Raw genomic sequence first — 16,793 nt, forward strand, 5'->3', positions numbered from 1 at the left:
CTGCATGGCTTCAAACGCCTCCGCATCCGCTGGGAACGACGAGCCGACATCCATGAAGCCTTCCTCCGCCTCGCCTGCTGCCTCATCACCCTCAGACAGATCAACTCATTCTGTTAGCTGTTGTTAGGCCGGTCGTCAATCAAGTTGGCTCTGTGAACATGCCGGGGCGACGCGTGCATCGTTAGACTGGGAATCAGTCAATGACTCCGGCAGTGCGGCCGCCCTCGAAACAAGGTCGCCAAACAGCATCCAAGATCTGTGCCAGGCCTATCCGATTTCCGTAGGGGCGCGTGTGCCCGTCCCGTGGATGGGCACTGCCACGAGAGTGCCCTGCTGGAAGGACAACCGGACCATGTCTCACCGCTCGTTCCGCACACTGAGCTGCTGTTGCGCGGCGGCCACGCTCCTTCCCCTCTGGGTAAGTGCTCCGCACGCTGCCGCGTTCACTGGAGATCCGGAGAAAGTCAAACCCGCCGAAGCTCCTTGGTTTGTCACGATCGTTGGACCGAAGAACAACAAGGGCAAGGTGATCAAGTGCAGTGGCGTCCTGACTTCCCCCACCCGTATCGCCACAGCGGACCACTGCATCAGGGGTGATGAGGAGCAGATCATCCACGGAACCTACACCATATTTCAGGGTAGTCACGCCGACTATCTGGAAAAGGTCACCACTAAAAACGCCCCGGTGAGTCTCGCGGATGACGATCACGGTGACGTCGCTATGCTCATTCTGGAGCAGCGCTTCAAAAAGGAAGCGGCCCTGCCGGTCGCATTGTCCGCGCCCGCCCCACCCGAAACAGGGGTCATCTATGCAAGTGGGGAGACCCCGGACGATCGTATCGGAAAGAGTATCCGCAAACTCCCGGTAACAACCGCAAAACTCAAAAATCCAAACCCTTACTATGCTGTGGCCGTAAGTAGTGATAAGAAACAGGTGGCCTGCGAAAGTGACTCGGGTGGCCCCCTTGTCGTCTCTGATGGAGAGGGAACCCTCGTAGTTTCCGCCGCGGTCAGCGGCACCGTGCTCGACGACTGCCCCAAGAAGCCGGTCAAGGCGGGAGGGACGGCCCTGGGCGTCCTCTACAAGTTCTACGCGACACTGATGACTGTTGACTGATCTCTCTGTTTACTTGCCGGTTCCATTACCTGGTGAGGTTGAACGCACTGGCCACCTCCGTCAGTCGAACACCTTCCTGTCCCGCCGGGAGGGACCACGCCGCGTCGATCACCCAGCTGTCGGCTTTTTTCGACAGCATGCCGGTGAATTTCATCAAGGGCTTCTTCGGTCCTACCTTGACGGGCAAGCTCAGCATAACTTCCAGCGTGAATTCCTTGGTCGACCGGTAGTGCACATGCAGGGATGTAATGTGCACCGACGTTCCGATGTCCGCGCGAAAACTGAACGATGCACGGAAAGTGAATTCCCGTGTTTGTGATCCCCCCGACCGGGTCGTCTTGATACCCAGGGAGAGGGACCTGATGTCAACGTCCTTCAGGTGGTCGGGGAGCGCGCACTCTTTTCCCCATGTCGCCTGCATCCATTCGGAGAGGTGGGAGAATTTAACGTTCTTGATCTCGCCTGTCTGCACGATGGTCTTCGTGCCGTACGGGACGGTACGGAGTTTGAAGGTCTTGTCACCGATGCGAACCGGATGCGGGTAAGGCTCAGGTTTTGTGGTCATATCACTCCAAGTGGGTGAACGCCCCTGCAGGGGATCAGGGGGCAAAGATTGCTGTGTAGCAGGAGTTGGTCATCCACTGGTCCAGCCGGTCCGGTTCCACCGGAATCGCTTGGGTGTGGTGCTTCAGGACGGACAGCGTGCCGGGATCGACCTCGAATAGATTGAGAGTTGTGACGTTCTTGGCCTGGATGACCCAGAGGTTCTGTGTCGTCGGGTTGACGGCTGCCCCTGCGGAGATCGACGGGGTGCTGGTGAGTGTGTGTGGCTTGCGACTCGAGGGGTCCGTGGTCTTGTACCGCACGGCTTGGAGCTGCCCGTTGTTGTTCTCGACTGTGCAGCAGTAGACGGAACCGTCTTTCTCGCAGAAGGTCGGCGGACAGCACAGCGTTCCGACGCCGGGAAAATCGACGAGGCTGCCCGATGGGCTCATCAGGTTCAAACGCTGCAGGGTTCGGTCGCCGCCGATGAACACGTAGCTGTTCGACGGATCGACCGCAACGAAACGGCTATTTCCGTGTACTTCGATGGTCGGGTCGACCGTCGGGCCCGCTCCCGTTCCGGGGGTGGTCATGGTTCCTGCGAAGAGGAGGCGATTTCCGGACGTATGAGAGTGCCCCGAGAGGGCAAAGAATTTCTTTGTCTCTCCCGACTGTCCGACCGCAAGGTCGGTGACCCCTTTCGTCCAGTCGTCGCTGAAATGATAGAAGGTCGCACCTTTCTGCCCTTTGCGTGTGCCGGAGACGGGTCCCTTGTAGCTGCTGACCTCGCCCTTGCTGTTGTGCCCCACATACAGACGCCCGTCCGGCGGAAAGAAATGTGCCGAATTGAAGGGGTCTCCTTCCTCGAAATCCCATGCCGTATTCAACTCGGACAGGTATCGGTTGTCGGCTCCGTAGCCCACAGGCCGGTGTCCATAGAGAAGTCGGTTCACACTGTCAGGAGCGATCTTGGAGTATCGGATGATCTCCTCCCCAGGTCCCCCGTTCCCGAACTCCTCCGGGGTGTCTTCCTCGACCGATCTCGGAGAGTGTGGTCCGAGGCCCGCGTTGAGCGGCGTCTCAAAAAATCGGTGCGACCACCTTCCCATGACGCTCAGGTACTGCCAGTTTCCGTAAATAAAGACTTTGCCCATAATGCCGGCTATTCCGTTCTCGGTGAGCGGGGTCCTCGCTGTGGTCGGCTGCTTATCCCTTCTCCGCTGCCGCAAGAAATTGGGGTGCCGACGCCGGGGTGAACACGTAAGAGGTGCCCTTTCTCTTCGCGGTGAACGCGTGCTCGCTCTTGTCTGCGTACAAACGTGTAACCCGCTCGCCGGCAGATTTATCGTAGCCGAGGAAGGCAGCCGTCACTGTCTTGGGCACAGGGCCGGTGACCGGTTTTCCCACCAACCCCGTGGAGGGGTTCCATACGCAGTAGATGCAGGCTTGTTGTGCTGTCTTCCCCCACAACAGCACATTACTGTCGGAGGCCTCGCACGCTGCAGTGAGCGTAAAGCCGGAAGGCAGCTGCGGAAGATCGCGCTTCAACGCTTCCTGGCGCTTTTTTGTTTGGTGGTGCCAAGAGACCAATCGGTAGGCGGAGTTGTGTACCTGCAGGGCGTGGAAGGTGTAGTACACATCCGCGATCTTTTCGTCGCGTCGGTAGGTGCCCACGGGGCTCTTCCCATCGAACCCCTCGACGAGCTCGGGCCACAACGCCGAATATCTGATGGGTTGGGCGCTGAACGGATAGCGGTGTCCCTCTCCTGCCTTCTTCCATGTTTCGATGGGCTTCCCCGTGACCTCGTCCTGCAGGATTCTGCGCACCATGCTGTCGTAGAACGCGTAGACGAGCGGCTCGCCGTCAGGACCCCTGCCTGCTGCCAGGGCGGTGGGGGCTTTCTTCACAGTCGTCCCTCTTCCATCTTCTCCGACGCGGAACGTCTCGTACTGCCCGTCGGTAAATGTCGCCGCTGAACGGTACTTCGACCCGGAGCCGGCCCGTGCCGCCACGCCGTACGTTCACCAGGAAGAGTGATGGCGAATCGGTCCGGCATGCCCTGTCGACTGGTTGCGGCAATACGGGAAGGGGATACGCCATACTCTGATGCATGGTGGGGCAATGGATTTCCAGCCAGCGAAAGGAAAGTTTTGGAAAAAATTACGATTATTGCAATGTATCGCTATTGGCGTAAAGATGGGAGCCGTACCGAAGGAGCAGTCGTGGGATGGCTGCAGACCATCCGGACGGATAAAGGTAGCGTCCTGTTGGGGGGAGGGGACGATTATGTATCCACGGCGCAGGATCCCTCACCGACTGCTTCTGGCGCCGGCGATGAAAAGTTGTACGGTTTTTCCAGGTACGACAAAGTCGCACCGGACCAGAGTAACGGGCTGGCCTATATGAGGGCAGCTATGTTCGACCGCGCGGCAATGATGGAGATCGGTCGGAGCGGCGGCGGTGGATTCATCGACGAGCCCGCACGATCCGCTTGCTGTTTCGCTCAGGACGGGAACCTCTACGTGGGACTGTCCGACAGGGGTGACGTCAGGCTCTACACCGAGCCTGTCAACGGTACCCGAAAAGGGAGCAGGTCCCCGACGCACTACGATTTCAACAGCTCATGGTCGCAAGGCGTCACCGACCTGGCAGTAGGAAAAGCCGGCAGCAATAAAAAATTCTTTGCCCTCTCGGGTCACACGAATGGAGGAAACCGGCAGCTCTATGCAGGAGAAATGTCCGGTGGTGGATCATCCGCCGGTCTGCTGATCGACCCGACCATCGACGTGCATGCCAGCAGTAGATTCGTTGCAGTCGACGCATCGAGCAGCTACGTATTCGTGGCTGGAGACGGCACGCTTCAGCGCTTGAATCTGCTGAACAGCAAGGGAAGTCTCATCTCCTTCCCCAATGCGGGTACGTTGTGTTGCCCGCCGGTCTTCAGCGATAAATCCGGTACGGTCTACTGCTGCACGGTCGAAAACAACGGCGGAAAACTGCAAGCCGTGCGGTATGTGACAACTGACCCGTCCAGCAGAAAAACGCTCGACCTGACGTCTGCCGGCTCCTTGTGCGCGGGCGCGGCAGTGGACCCGGCTACCCAGAACCTTTGGGTGTTCCGTGGGAAGGACAGCGCGAATCTCGAGCTGTTCGAAGTCGACCCGACGACGCCGTCACTGTTGAAGACGTTCACGGCGTCTGCTGGCAAGCCGCCGGGTGTCCGCGACAACTGGGGCAACAGTTCCTGCTTCACGGCGCTTTTCAGTGACTGACGGTGTGTGGGACCAGCTGCCCACGGAGGCGGTGGCGACGCTGACCTCGGCGTCGCTGCGTCTGGAGTTCCCTTCCAGTGGAAAGGCCGGACTGGGACTCGCGTTGACGGGTACGGCCGACGGTCGCCAATGGCAGGCGGGAATCGCCTCGGCGCACCATGCGGCCGACGGCCGCATGACGCTGGCAGTGGCCGGTGTGGCACCGGCCATCTCGCTGATGGCGCTGCCCGTGGTGGGGCCGAAGATCCCGGTGAACGCCGCCGCGCTGTCGCGCCTGGCGCTCGTTGCCCGGTCGGGGACGAAGGCTCCTGGCAAGGATCTGGTGGATCGGCTGCAGTCACTGCTGAACGGTGCGGGCGGAAACGCACTGCCGCAGCTGGACACCGCCCTCCTGGCGAAACGGGCATCGGTGGGCGCCGAGGTGAACATGGCCGGCACCCCGGTCAGGGTGTGGAGGGCGCTGGGCAGCGACGGTACCCGGGAAGCCGGAACTCCCGGCACCGCGGCCGAACTGCTCCCGGAGGATACGGCCGGACCTGATGGGGAACCGTCGCAGCCCCGTGCGCAGGGCCAATGGTGGGGTTCGGCGGCCGATGGGCCCTCGATCCCGGACGCGGAGGACAGCGGGACCGGGGAGGCGACCGGCACTGGGCGGGCCGTGCAGGCGGCGACGTGGGTGGACGTACGGCGGGCGCTGGGGCCGTTGCAGGTGCACCGGGTGGGCGTGGCCTACACCACCTCGCCCAAGCGCCTGTGGCTGCTAATCGACGCTTCGCTGGGGGCGGTGGGCCTGGTCTTCGACGCGGTCGGTCTGGGCATGGGGGTGACGTTAGGCCGCTCGCTGGCGGTGGAGGGAACGCTGGACGGACTGGGCCTGTCGTACACGGCCGGTCCGGTGCGAGTGGCGGGCGCGCTCGTACGGGAGACGCGACCGAAGCCGCCGCTCCGACTGCTGGTCAGCGGGATTCTGGTGGTCACCACGCCGCAGATCGGGTTCCTGGCGGCCGGCATGTACGGGGAGATGACCGACGGCCGGGTCACGGTGTTCGTCGTCGGCCAGGTCACGGGACTGCAACTGCCGCTGGGACCGGTAGTGGTGACCGGCCTGCTGGGCGGCTTCGGCTACAACTCCTGTCTGGCCGTCCCGGAGAAGGCCGCCGAGGTGCCGCGGTACCCGCTGGTGGCGGGGATCGGCGACGAGAAGGCGATGCCGGTCACCTCCGGTGCCGCGGCGGTGCTGAAGAAACTCGGTTCGCTGGTCACACCGGCCGGCGACCACGTCTGGGTGGCCGTCGGCGCCCGGTTCACCGTCTTCAAGGTCGTCGAATGCTCCGCCGTGGTGGCCGTACAGGTGGCACCGGGGGACGTGATGGTGGCCCTGCTGGGGGTGGCCCGTGCCCGCTTTCCGCAGAATGACAACCCCTACGCCAGCCTGACCCTGGGACTGCGCGCCGTCTACCGGCTGTCCACCGGCGAACTGTCGGTCTCGGGGGCCCTGGATCCCGGCCAGTCCTACCTGGTGAGCAAGGACTGCAAGATCCAGGGCGAGTTCGCGGTGTGCACCTGGGTTCCACCCTCCGCACACACGGGCGACTTCGTGATCACCTTCGGTGGCTACCATCCCGCGTACCGGCCGTCTCCGCACTACCCGAAGGGCCTGGAACGGGTCGGGGTCAACTGGCAGCCCAGCAGTGCGGTCGTCGTCCGCGGTGAGGCGTACGCGGCGGTGACACCGTCCATGCTGCAAGTGGGCGGCATGCTGCGGGTGGAGTACTCCTCTTCCCGCGTATCGGCCTGGCTCCGGGCGGAGCTGCATGCCACCGTGCAGTGGGAGCCGTTCCGCTTCGAGGCCTTCATCGGCGTCACCGTCGGCGTGGAGATCCGGTTCATGGGCACCCACCACTTGGAGCTGGACGTCGAGCTGACTTTGTGGGGGCCACCGACCGGCGGGGTGGCCCATCTGAAGCTGCCGGTGGTCCCCGATGTGTACGTGCGCTTCGGCGGCCCGCGCCCGACCGCTGTCGACGCACTCTCCTGGGACGCCTTCCGCGGCAAGGTGCTGGCCGGGGCGACGCTGCAGGCCGGTGTGGCCGGCGGCCTCCTGCAGGAACAGCAGCCCGGCGAGGGCGGCAAGAACAAGACTCCACAGGTCGCCCTCGCGCAGCTGGCGCTGTCGGTGCGTACCCCGGCCCCTTGCACTCACCTGCAGGTCCGGACCGGAGACGGTTCCCACACCACGGTGGCAGGCACGCCGACGGCCACCGTTCCGATCCGCCCGATGAACAGGACGGCGGTCACGGCCGGATGCACGCTGATCCTGAAGGCGGCCACCGGGGCCGTGATCAGTCTCGCCCGGTGGGGCGTGGCACCCCAGCACGGCGGCCTGCCGGTCAGTGCCTGGGGCGCCCCTCTGGGCCCCTCCGCCTCCCCACCGGTCCGGCCTGACACGGAACTCCTGCCAGGACAGGTCATCGGCGCCAGGCTCGTGCCGCCACCGCCCACCCGCACCGATCCGCTCATCGGCCCGATCCCCAAGACCCGCCTGGAGGCGGAATCAGGGAGGAGCGGCCGCGTGCCCGGCCCGGACAACCCATCCGGCAGCAAACCCACCGACGGCAGCCGCGGCCAGGTCGCCTCGACCTTGGCCACGGAAAAAGCACGGCGGGCCCGGGAAGAGCTGTACGCGCGGTGGACGGCGCTCGGTCTGGCCCCCGGCACCGCGGCGATGCCGCCGCTGGACCCGTTGACCGGCTACGTCTCGCGCCTGTGGTCCACCGTGACCTGCGACCCGATGCTCGTCCCGACTTCTGGCAAGGACTGAATGACCGACCCGACAGTGGTGCACCCGGCCGCCCCCACGGACCTCGGTGTCACCTTCGCCAGTCAGGACCAGCCGGCCCTGAGCCCAGGCACGTACACCCTCACCGCCACCCAGCCGGTCAGTGAGGGAGCGACCGTGCTCGGCACCCTTTCCGACTCCCTCGCCTTCACCGTCGCCGCCCCGCGTTTCGCCCTGGAGCCCGCCGGCATCGCGGCCGTCCACCCCCCGCCCACCGCGACGGGCCGCTTCGACATGACCCTGCCCCACGTGGTCCTGGAACACGGCGGACTGCCCTGGGCCCGGCCGCTGACCGCCGACCCGCAAACCCCCTGGCTCGCCCTGATCCTCGTCACTGACGACGATGTCCTGCCCAACCCCGACACCCGCGAGCCGGTCTCGGGACGCACCGTCAAAGACCTCCTCACGCCACCGAACCACTACCTCGCCCCTGCGCTCGACCCATCCCCTCCCATGGGCCTGTACGGCAGACCGTGCCGAATCCTGGACCTGCGCGCCGACGCCCTCGCCGACGTACTGCCGAAAGCCGGTGAGCTGCGCTGGCTGGCCCACGTCCGTGACGTAGCCGCCTCGCGGACCCAGACGGACGAATTCACCACCGGGCGCCGCGCCGTCGTCGCCACCAGCCGTTTCCCCCGCATGCCCGCCCGCCGCTACACGGCCGCACTGGTCTCACTGGAGGGCTACGCCGGCTACACCTTTCTCGGCGGCGACACCGCCGTGCCGGAAGGCACGAGAGCCGTCCGCCTGGCCGCACTGTGGTCGTGGTCCTTCACCACGGACCCGGCAGGCGGGACGGCCGTCAACAGTGACTTCCACGCCCTGGCACAGCAACTGGCCTCCGCCAGCAGCAGCGAGAACCTCCTGCGGCTGCCGCACGAGGCCGGATCCGGCGACGTCGCCCAGCACGTGGCCGCACGCCTGGCAGGAGGCTTCGTCCCGGTCGTCCACCGGCTGCCGACCGGGGAACACACCCCTGCGTGGTACCGCGGCCCCTTCACCGCCCGCCCCGCCCAGCCCCTGCCCGCAGGGCGTGAACCACTGCGCAGCGCGGACGCCGCACTCGTCTACCTCGAAAGCTTCGGCATCTGGGACGTCAGCTACGCATGCGCCTACACCTGCGGCCAGCTGCTCGGCGCCTCCCACCCCTCCTTGCTGCGCGCCCTGGAGAACCACCGGGCCCAGGGCCTGGCCGCCGCCCAGCGCACCTGCCGACCGGCCGGCGCCGGAGGGGACGCCCGCAGCCGATTCCAGAACCTGGTGGCGGGAAACCTGGCGCAGGCCATCGACACCGGCCTCAAAAGACGGACACCAGGTGACGCGTCCGCCCCGGACACAGGCTCCCCGGCCACCGACCCGCAGCGGACCTCCGCGGCCCGGGGCCTGGCCGGGCTGGAACGTGCCGTACACGCCCTGCTCACCCGGCCCACGAGCCCCGGCACCGGTGCGGAGACCGCCACCGGTGAGCTCGCCGAGGCCTTGCGGACGGTGGCCGAGGAACACGCCGACGCGGTGGCCGAAGCTTTCGGCCCGCCGGTGGACTGGATGTCACGGGTGCCCTTCGACCACTTGGTGCCGCACGCCGGGATGCTGCCCGAGCACAGCGCCCGCTTCTTCCACATCGACGCGCAGTGGATGCGGGCCCTGCTCGCCGGCGTCCGCAGCGTCGGGGCCGTCACTCGCCTCGACCTCTATCTCGACGGGCTTCTCGACGAGGTGCTGACCGCGCGGGGCGAGCCACGGCTGCCGGTCTTCGGAGGCCTGATCCGATCGCCTCTCGTGCGCTACTGGCCGGAGCTGATCGTGGAGGCCACCAAGAGCGGCAGCCCGGTCACCACGCACATCAGCCGACCGCTGCCGGACGCGATGCTGCTTCTGTGCGACGCCCGGCAGCCCGACAAGATCATCGTGCGCGAGCCTCCGCACGGCTTGAGCATGGGTATCGACAGCATGAGCGGCGACGGCGCGGTGAACCTGCGCAGGCCCCATGGAAGCGACATCGGCAACCCCCTGGCAGCCCAGGCCACCGGCATCAACCTCTGCAGACGGGGCACCAGCGCCCGCGCCAGTGAGGTGCTGCGCATCACGGAGGGCACCACACCTCTGACGGACAGGATCCAGTCCGCACTGCGCATCGCCCTGAACGACACCGGCTACACCCTCACCCCCGCCGGCCTGGCCCTGCAACTGCTCAACAGCGCAGGAATGCTCCAGTTCGTCCCCTCCTGACGCGGCCTGCGCCGCGGGAGCCGCCGCTGCCCGGAAGTCCGCGCCCCACAGCCAAGGAAGAGCCCCCATGCCCAGCCCCCCGGTCGTCATCGTCCCCATGACCGTCGATGGCCTGCTCGTCAACGCGGAGGTGGCCAACGATCCCTTCTGGAGACTGCCGCTGGCCTTCACCAGCGACTACAAAGACCCCGAACCCCGGCCCACCGATGCCGTGGAATTCGGCAAGAAGCCCGAGCAGCAGGGCGTCTACCTGCACTGGCATCTGCCGGAAGCCCTCGGCAAAGGGCGCATCGACCTGACCACAGGCCCGGACGCCGCCTTGCGGTACCCCACCGTTCCCAACCGATGGCTGATCCTGCGCCACTACCACCGCGACAAACAGCCCGTGACGGAGAGCCCCCAGGTGAACGGATGGCTGGTCTACAGCGACTACCTGTCCGCCAAATCGAGGAAGAAAGGGGGCGGCACCTCCAAGGTGGGCCGCAAGCAGCAGTGGATGGGATGCAACAGATCCCTGACCACCAGCGGCAGCTGGAGCGAACCGGGCGACCAGCGGGTGGCGCCACTGACCGCCCTCGGCCCGGGTCTGCCGGCCTTCGCCGCCTTCCAGCCCTACTGCGAGGACGTCTTCTCCTTCCACGACCCCCTGGCCGACGCCACCGGCAAGCCGGCCGCCCTCGACAACGGCAACCTCAGCTACCTGGTCGCCGGCTGGCACACCGCCGCCGACGACGACCCGGTCGCCGCCCGCCAGATCGACGACCTGCTCGCCTTCTTCTGCGACAGCACCACCACCGGCCGCGCCGAGCAGGCCCTGCGGCGCCTGGGCTGGAGCATCAGCCCCGCCCCCGCCTTCGCCGGCCAGGACCGTTCCCTGTACGCGGGCACCCTCCTCGGGCTCACCTGGGACAAGGCCAGGAAGCCCTGGCCGGACGAGCGCCCCGACGGACACCAGGACATCAAGGTGGCCATCGGGCACGACATGGCCGACGCCATGGCCGCCCTGGTCAAGGACAGCCTGCCTGCCCAGCCCGGCAACGGCATCGGCCACAGCGCCACGGCACCCTTCCACGCCTTCCACGCGGGGCACCTGTCCACCCTGGAAAAGGCCGTGGGCGCCGCCTACGAACCCGATGTGCTCGAGGCCGCCACCCACCACGACTGGTTCACCCCCAGCCCGGACGGCACTTGGTGGAAGCTCACCCGCACCGAGACCGCCGCCCCTCTCAGCCCTGACGACGAGGGAGCCGGCATCAGCCACGACCCGGGGCTGCTGGCCAAACTGGCCGCCCTGAACACGGCGCAACGCACCCTGGACCACCAGCAGTACGAGGTGGCCGTCCTGCGCCGCAAGGTGACCGACCTCTGGTGGCTGGTACACCTGCACGCCGAGGCGGAGACCCCTCCCGCCTTCGACACCGACAAGGCCAAGCAGCACATCGACCCCGGAAAGGACGGCCCCGCGAAGGACCTGGAGGCGGCCTTGGCCGCTCTGCCCGCTCTGCGCACCGCCCGTGACACCGCACGAGCCAAGCTGCAAGCCGCACTGCCGACCGGCTGGAAACTCACCTCCGGACCGCACGAGCCCTTCTACGCCCCCACCGACCCGACCCTGCTGATGCGAGGCGCCGGCACCCCCGTGAGCGATTCCCTGGCCCGCGAGACCCCCCTGCCCTGCCGCTACGCCGATCAGCCGGTCACCACCGCCTCGGTGACCGCCAAGGGCACCTCCCCGGCACGGACCTTCACCGCCCCGGCGAACGAACAACTCCCCCTGCCCACGCACTGGGACAACGCGGTTGCCTCCGCCCCCGAGGCCGCCCGCACGGCGTTGAAGAACCTGGCCCGCGAGCTGTGGGTGCTCCACCACGCCTCCCACTACCTCCAGCAGGCCCGTCACCTGACCACCGGAAAACGCCTCGCCGAGCAGGAGCGCCTGGCTAAACCACTGCCTGCCACCTGGCCTGCCGCCGACACGGTCTGGCAGCAGCCGTGGCGGCCCCTGACCCTGGCCTGGCAGATCACCTGCCAGGTGCTGCCCTTCGACACCGGCGGACAACAGACCTGGCGCTTCGACGGCAGCCGACGCCACCTTAAGGGCGACACCGCGGCCGTCGCCCAGTTCGACCTGCAGGGCCGCAGCCTGATCAGCGCCGTGCCCACCACCACCTTGCAGCGGCGCATCGACGCGCACTGCGCCACCTATCCGTACGACGCCCCCGCCGAGGCGTTCGCCGCCTTCCGCAAGCTGGCCGGTACCTGGAACCTCGCCTCTCAGAAGCTGACCGGACTGCGAGCCGCGCTGACCCACCGGACCGTCGGCTTCCTGACCTCCACCGCAGCCCCACTGCCCGACCGCCTCAAGCCCGCGAACCCGCTGGTGCCCGATCCGTCCCGCGGCGCCTACCAGCCCGTGCAGGCCGCCCACGTCCGGCTCGGCCGCCTGCATGTCGTCGACACGTTCGGCCGCGGGGTGCTGGTCGTCCACGAAGGCACCGAGCAGAACTACCGCGTCCGCCGCTCCGAGAGCCTCATCAGCCGCCATGCCGTCACGGGAGAGCAGAACACCCACCGGTACGTCGAACTTGCCCCCCGATTGGTTCAGCCGGCCCGTCTGTGCCTGACACCGCTGTCCCACACCGCCGCCGTCGGCGACCTGGACAAGCCCATCGACACCGACAGCGACCCGATGCTGACCAAGGACACCCCTGTCGGCGGCTGGCTCGTCGCTCGACGCACCGGCCCCGGCGGCCACCCGGCCGAACACTGGGCCCTTGCCGTGTACGGGCCTGCGGGCCGGCCGCTGGGCGAGGTGCGTTTCCTGTCCGGCCCGGCCGAGGACGGCAGCCGGGACGCGGTCACCTGGATTCCCCTGCCCGGCTCTCCCTACCTGACGCCACAGTCCCTGCGCAGCCCCGCGTTCACCACGGCCCACCCCGTACTGGCCGGGTTCCTGCATGCCCTGGTCGACGAGGACCCCGACGCCATCGCCGGCGGCACCAAGCCCGCCACCGAACGCCCGTTCCGGATGACCGACCTGGCCCAGAGCGTGGAGGCCGGCCTGCTGTCCACCACCCGCCGGCCGGGCAGCGCAACCCTGGGCGCCAGCCTGGCCGCAGGCCGCCCCCTCGCCCTGGTACGCCTGCGGGTGCACCTGGAACTCGACGGCCCGCCACTGACCGACCCCGCCTGGAACAACGCCTTCAAAACGCCGACGGACAACGACCCCCGCTACATCAGCCGACGCTGGCCCGTCCGCCTCGGCGCCGGCGGGGACCGCACCGACGGACTGATCGGCTACTACACGGGCCCCCTGGCCTCACCCGGCGCCACCTCGTACACCACGTTCCACGCCGTCCACTGCCCGCCCGAACCGGCCTGTGACTACGTCGTCCCCGTTGTCGCCGGCGAGGAACTCGCGGTGGCCGCCCGGCCCCGCACGCCCCGGGTCGCGCCGGGCGACGCCGCCTACCTCACCACCCTGCTCGATCCCCACGCCCACATCAGCGCGTACACCGACATCCAGCCCGTCGCCCGCTTCCGCCTGCCGCCCCAGGCCGTCGCCGACCATCTGGGACGCCTCGCCCTCGCGGTCCGCCTGGGGCCCGCTCTGGCCCGGGTCCTGCCCGCGTCCACGCGACCCGGCATCACCCCGGTGCGGCCCCGGCTGACGCTGCCGACCCCCGACGCCGCCGGCCTCTGGGGCTTCACCGCACGCGCCCGGCCACCGGCCACGGAATGGGAGGACTACGCGCTCGCCGCGGCGAGCACCGAGGCCCGACTCGACGTCGGCCCTCCCGACGCCCACAACGGCTACCTCACGTGGACCACCCCACCACCCACCACGCCCCCGCCCATCGAAGGGGAGGAAGGCCACAGGCCATGACCGCCATTCCCACCGACTGCCGCGTCACCGTCACCCCCCGGACGCTGATCTGTACCACGCCCGGGGGCCTGGAAACCGCCACCCTTCGCGTCAGTGTGAGCGCTCCCAGCCCCTGCCGCGGCATCCGCATCACCCTTCCCACGGGAGAAGCTCCCGACGACCTGACCCCGACCACCGCCGGATTGATCACGTCCACACCCGGCTGGGACCTGGACACCTCGACACCCGGCACCCTCTTCGCCCGGCGCGAGCCCCACACCGACGGAACCGCCGTGGACCTCGACCTTGCCGGCCTGCTCGTCAGCGCCCAACCCGGCCCGGTCAGCTTCACGGTCGCCGCGACCCTGGACGACGGCACGGAACACACGACCACCCATCAACTGGTCAAACAGAGCAACAACTTCGCCATCGACCGTTTCGCACCCGCGAAGGCACAGGTCGGCTACGGCTCGTCGGTCACCCTCAGCTGGCAGGGCCCCAAGTCCAAACCGGCCTATTACCTGTGGCGTTCCGACGGAAAGACACCGAGCGATCCGAAGATCGAGCCGCAGGACAACAACGGCCAGTGCAGCTTCGAGGTGAAAGACCTGACCGACGCGGCCACCGCCTTCCTCCTCAAGGCCGCCGGAGCCCAGAACAAGGAAGCCCGGGCAGTGACCGCCGTCGCGGTCGCCGGCGGTGACGTCCGCGCCGGCAAGCTGTCCGTCAACGGCCGCACCACGTTGATGAAGACCCCGAACACCTTTCTGGACACCACCACCGCCGTGACGAAGACGTACACGTCCTCCACCGACGGCTTCCTGACCGCATCGGTGACAAGCACCCAGCACGGCGCCCGCGCCACCCTGACGATCACTGTTTCGCCCAGTGGCTCCCAGTCCCAGTCGGCGGTGGTACGCACCCTCAACGCCGATGCCGCGAACGTACCCGTCAACATTCAGCTGCCTGTCCCAGCCGACGCAACGCTCGAGCTGAAGCTCACCGGCAACAACCCGAGTGCACAAGCAACCTGGTTCCCCCTCGGCGGCGGTGCCCTCACAGAGAAGAAGTAGAGGAGTCCCCGTGCCCACCACCGGTGCCGAGAGTCCGCCACGCCTCACCTACACCTTGGTCCCCGACCACCTTGCCGCCACGGCGAAGAACACCGAACTCACGCTGAAGGCCGAGAACCGGACAGGCCGGACCGTCACCGTCTACCGCATCACGCTGCGGATTCCCCAAGGCTCCGGCGAGAAGGAGCTGACCGGCCAGAAAGCCGGCGACATCGGAATCAACGTCCCCGCCGACTGGGAGCCGTACCGCCTGGACACCACCCGGCAGCTGGAGATCGGCATCAAAGCCTCGGACGACGAGGGAATCGACGTCCCCCACAAGGCGAGCGTCTCGTTCACCCTCACCAGGCTCGCAGCCAACGGAGCCGAAGGCCAAGTCACCGTCACCGCCTGTGAGAAGCCGTCCGTCAGCGGCACCCCCCGCACCAGACCGATGTCCCTGAGCAAGACCTCGCCGGAATTCGTCTTCCGCGACTTCCGCCCCGACCCCTACATGGTCGACGCCGACCACCCGTCCACCAACCTGGTCTGGACGACGCAGAGACCGGCCCAGACCGACGCCGTCTACTGGCTCACCCACAGCACCCCGACCGGCGAAAGCCCCCGCGTCAACGTCTCCAACGTGACCAGCTACGCACTCAGCCCCCTCCATGACACCATCTGTCTCCTGAAGGCCGAACTCACCCCGAAGAAAGGCCCCGCTGTCACGGCTTCACTGACCAGTACCGTCCTCGTCGCCAACTCCGCGGTCCAGGCCGCCCGGCTCACCGCCGACCGCGCCGTCAGACTCCTGAACCGTCCCCTCGCCAACGGCGGACCCGTAACCGGCTACACCCCCAGCGACTGGCGTGCCAAGCCCATTTCCCCCGCGGAGCGCATCACCACCGACACCGACGGACTGCTCCTGGCCACCGCCCGTTCCCAGGACAGCGGCAAGGCCGTCACCCTCACCCTCGACCTGCACAAGGGCCCGACGTCCCTGTGCACCATGACCACTCAGGCAGGACTGACCGAACAAACCCTCTCGCTCCCCGTTCCCGCCGACCACGCCGTCGCCGTGACCACCAGCGTCTCGGCCACCGACCCCGACAACAAGTGGTACCTGGTCACCCTCGACTGGCGCCCCTTCGGCGGCGGCCGCCTCACCAGGTGACGCATCCGCCGCCGCGCAAGCTCCGTCATCGCGCGCCGGGAGCCTTTGGCACGCGCAGCCGTCAGCCCTTGTTCTTCTTGTGCGCGTAGGTCAGGAAGAGGTGAGGCATCTGGCTGATCACACCGAACAGCTCGGCTACGCATGCGGCGCCCCGTCCGACCGCCCCGCCTACGCGCGGCGGCGCCGCGTACTGGGTGTCGCCGATCGCGAAGACCCTGGAGAGACTGGTTCCGGTGGAGGGAACCCGGGCGGCCTCGACGGCCTTGGCCACGGCTTCCTCGAGCTTCTTACCCGTCAGCCCCTTCGCCTCCGCACGCTTGCGAGCCTCCGCCGCCGCCTGCTTCAGTGTTGGACATGCACAGCAGGTTGCCCTGCTCTCCGGTCGTATGGAGTCGGCTGTCTGGCATAGGGGGCGGTTGCCGCTTGCTCACGGTGCCTTGCGCAGGTGTTCCTTCTGCCGGTGGCCGGTTGCTTGCGCCCGAGGGGTTGCTGCGGGCGAACTCCGCGGATTCATCCTGTCCGTACTCGAAGCGCAGCGTCGATCGGTCGCATTGATAGAGGGTGTCTGAGAAGTCCCGTTCAGGGTAGGTGACTTGGCAGTCCTGTCTGGGGTGGGAGGTCGGGGATGACTGACCTGCGTGCTGCGTATCCGACGGACTTGTCTGATGCCGAGTGGGTGGTGCTCGCGCCGCTGATTCCGC

The 16,793-nt window shown here is 67.3% G+C and carries 11 protein-coding genes and 1 pseudogene; 8 read left to right on the top strand and 4 right to left on the bottom strand.

The window, feature by feature from the left end; translation table 11 throughout:
- Both K6I33_RS17650 and K6I33_RS17655 read left to right on the top strand, forming a co-directional pair.
- Window positions 1–117, top strand: a pseudogene (locus K6I33_RS17650) (IS5/IS1182 family transposase); the annotation flags it as partial.
- 235 nt (window positions 118–352) lie between these two features.
- A complete protein-coding gene (locus K6I33_RS17655; RefSeq protein ID WP_229353251.1) occupies window positions 353–1,117 on the top strand; it encodes a trypsin-like serine protease in 765 nt (254 codons plus the stop codon).
- 25 nt (window positions 1,118–1,142) lie between these two features.
- On the opposite strand, the gene K6I33_RS17660 is transcribed toward K6I33_RS17655, so the two are convergent.
- The 3 genes from K6I33_RS17660 to K6I33_RS17670 all read right to left on the bottom strand — a co-directional run bounded on the left by K6I33_RS17660 (window position 1,143) and on the right by K6I33_RS17670 (window position 3,568).
- Window positions 1,143–1,682, bottom strand: coding sequence for a hypothetical protein (locus K6I33_RS17660; protein WP_229353253.1), 540 nt, complete (start codon window positions 1,680–1,682; stop codon window positions 1,143–1,145).
- 34 nt (window positions 1,683–1,716) lie between these two features.
- Window positions 1,717–2,583, bottom strand: a complete 867-nt coding sequence (locus tag K6I33_RS17665; protein ID WP_229353255.1) for a hypothetical protein — start codon at window positions 2,581–2,583, stop codon at window positions 1,717–1,719.
- A gap of 283 nt (window positions 2,584–2,866) precedes the next feature.
- Complete coding sequence (locus tag K6I33_RS17670; protein WP_229353256.1) at window positions 2,867–3,568, bottom strand: hypothetical protein; 702 nt, start codon at window positions 3,566–3,568, stop codon at window positions 2,867–2,869.
- Between the two features lie 315 nt (window positions 3,569–3,883).
- On the opposite strand from K6I33_RS17670, the gene K6I33_RS17675 reads away from it, so the two are divergent.
- The 6 genes from K6I33_RS17675 to K6I33_RS17700 all read left to right on the top strand — a co-directional run bounded on the left by K6I33_RS17675 (window position 3,884) and on the right by K6I33_RS17700 (window position 16,092).
- Complete coding sequence (locus K6I33_RS17675; protein WP_229353258.1) at window positions 3,884–4,933, top strand: hypothetical protein; 1,050 nt, start codon at window positions 3,884–3,886, stop codon at window positions 4,931–4,933.
- Complete coding sequence (locus K6I33_RS17680) at window positions 4,878–7,754, top strand: chloramphenicol phosphotransferase CPT family protein (RefSeq protein WP_229353260.1); 2,877 nt, start codon at window positions 4,878–4,880, stop codon at window positions 7,752–7,754. Before K6I33_RS17675 ends, K6I33_RS17680 begins: the two co-directional genes overlap by 56 nt.
- Window positions 7,755–10,001, top strand: coding sequence for a hypothetical protein (locus K6I33_RS17685; RefSeq protein ID WP_229353262.1), 2,247 nt, complete (start codon window positions 7,755–7,757; stop codon window positions 9,999–10,001).
- Between the two features lie 67 nt (window positions 10,002–10,068).
- Window positions 10,069–13,887, top strand: a complete 3,819-nt coding sequence (locus K6I33_RS17690; RefSeq protein WP_229353264.1) for a hypothetical protein — start codon at window positions 10,069–10,071, stop codon at window positions 13,885–13,887.
- Window positions 13,884–14,939: a hypothetical protein gene (locus K6I33_RS17695; protein WP_229353265.1), complete on the top strand. Its 1,056-nt coding sequence runs from the start codon at window positions 13,884–13,886 to the stop codon at window positions 14,937–14,939. The genes K6I33_RS17690 and K6I33_RS17695 overlap by 4 nt, the downstream gene beginning before the upstream one ends.
- A gap of 10 nt (window positions 14,940–14,949) precedes the next feature.
- On the top strand, window positions 14,950–16,092 hold the full coding sequence (locus K6I33_RS17700; RefSeq protein WP_229353268.1) for a hypothetical protein: 1,143 nt from the start codon (window positions 14,950–14,952) through the stop codon (window positions 16,090–16,092).
- Between the two features lie 61 nt (window positions 16,093–16,153).
- On the opposite strand, the gene K6I33_RS17705 is transcribed toward K6I33_RS17700, so the two are convergent.
- Window positions 16,154–16,363, bottom strand: coding sequence for a hypothetical protein (locus K6I33_RS17705; protein WP_229353270.1), 210 nt, complete (start codon window positions 16,361–16,363; stop codon window positions 16,154–16,156).
- Between the last annotated feature and the right edge of the window lie 430 nt (window positions 16,364–16,793).

Source organism: Streptomyces sp. UNOB3_S3 (assembly GCF_020740895.1).
In the GTDB taxonomy this organism is placed as follows: domain Bacteria; phylum Actinomycetota; class Actinomycetes; order Streptomycetales; family Streptomycetaceae; genus Streptomyces.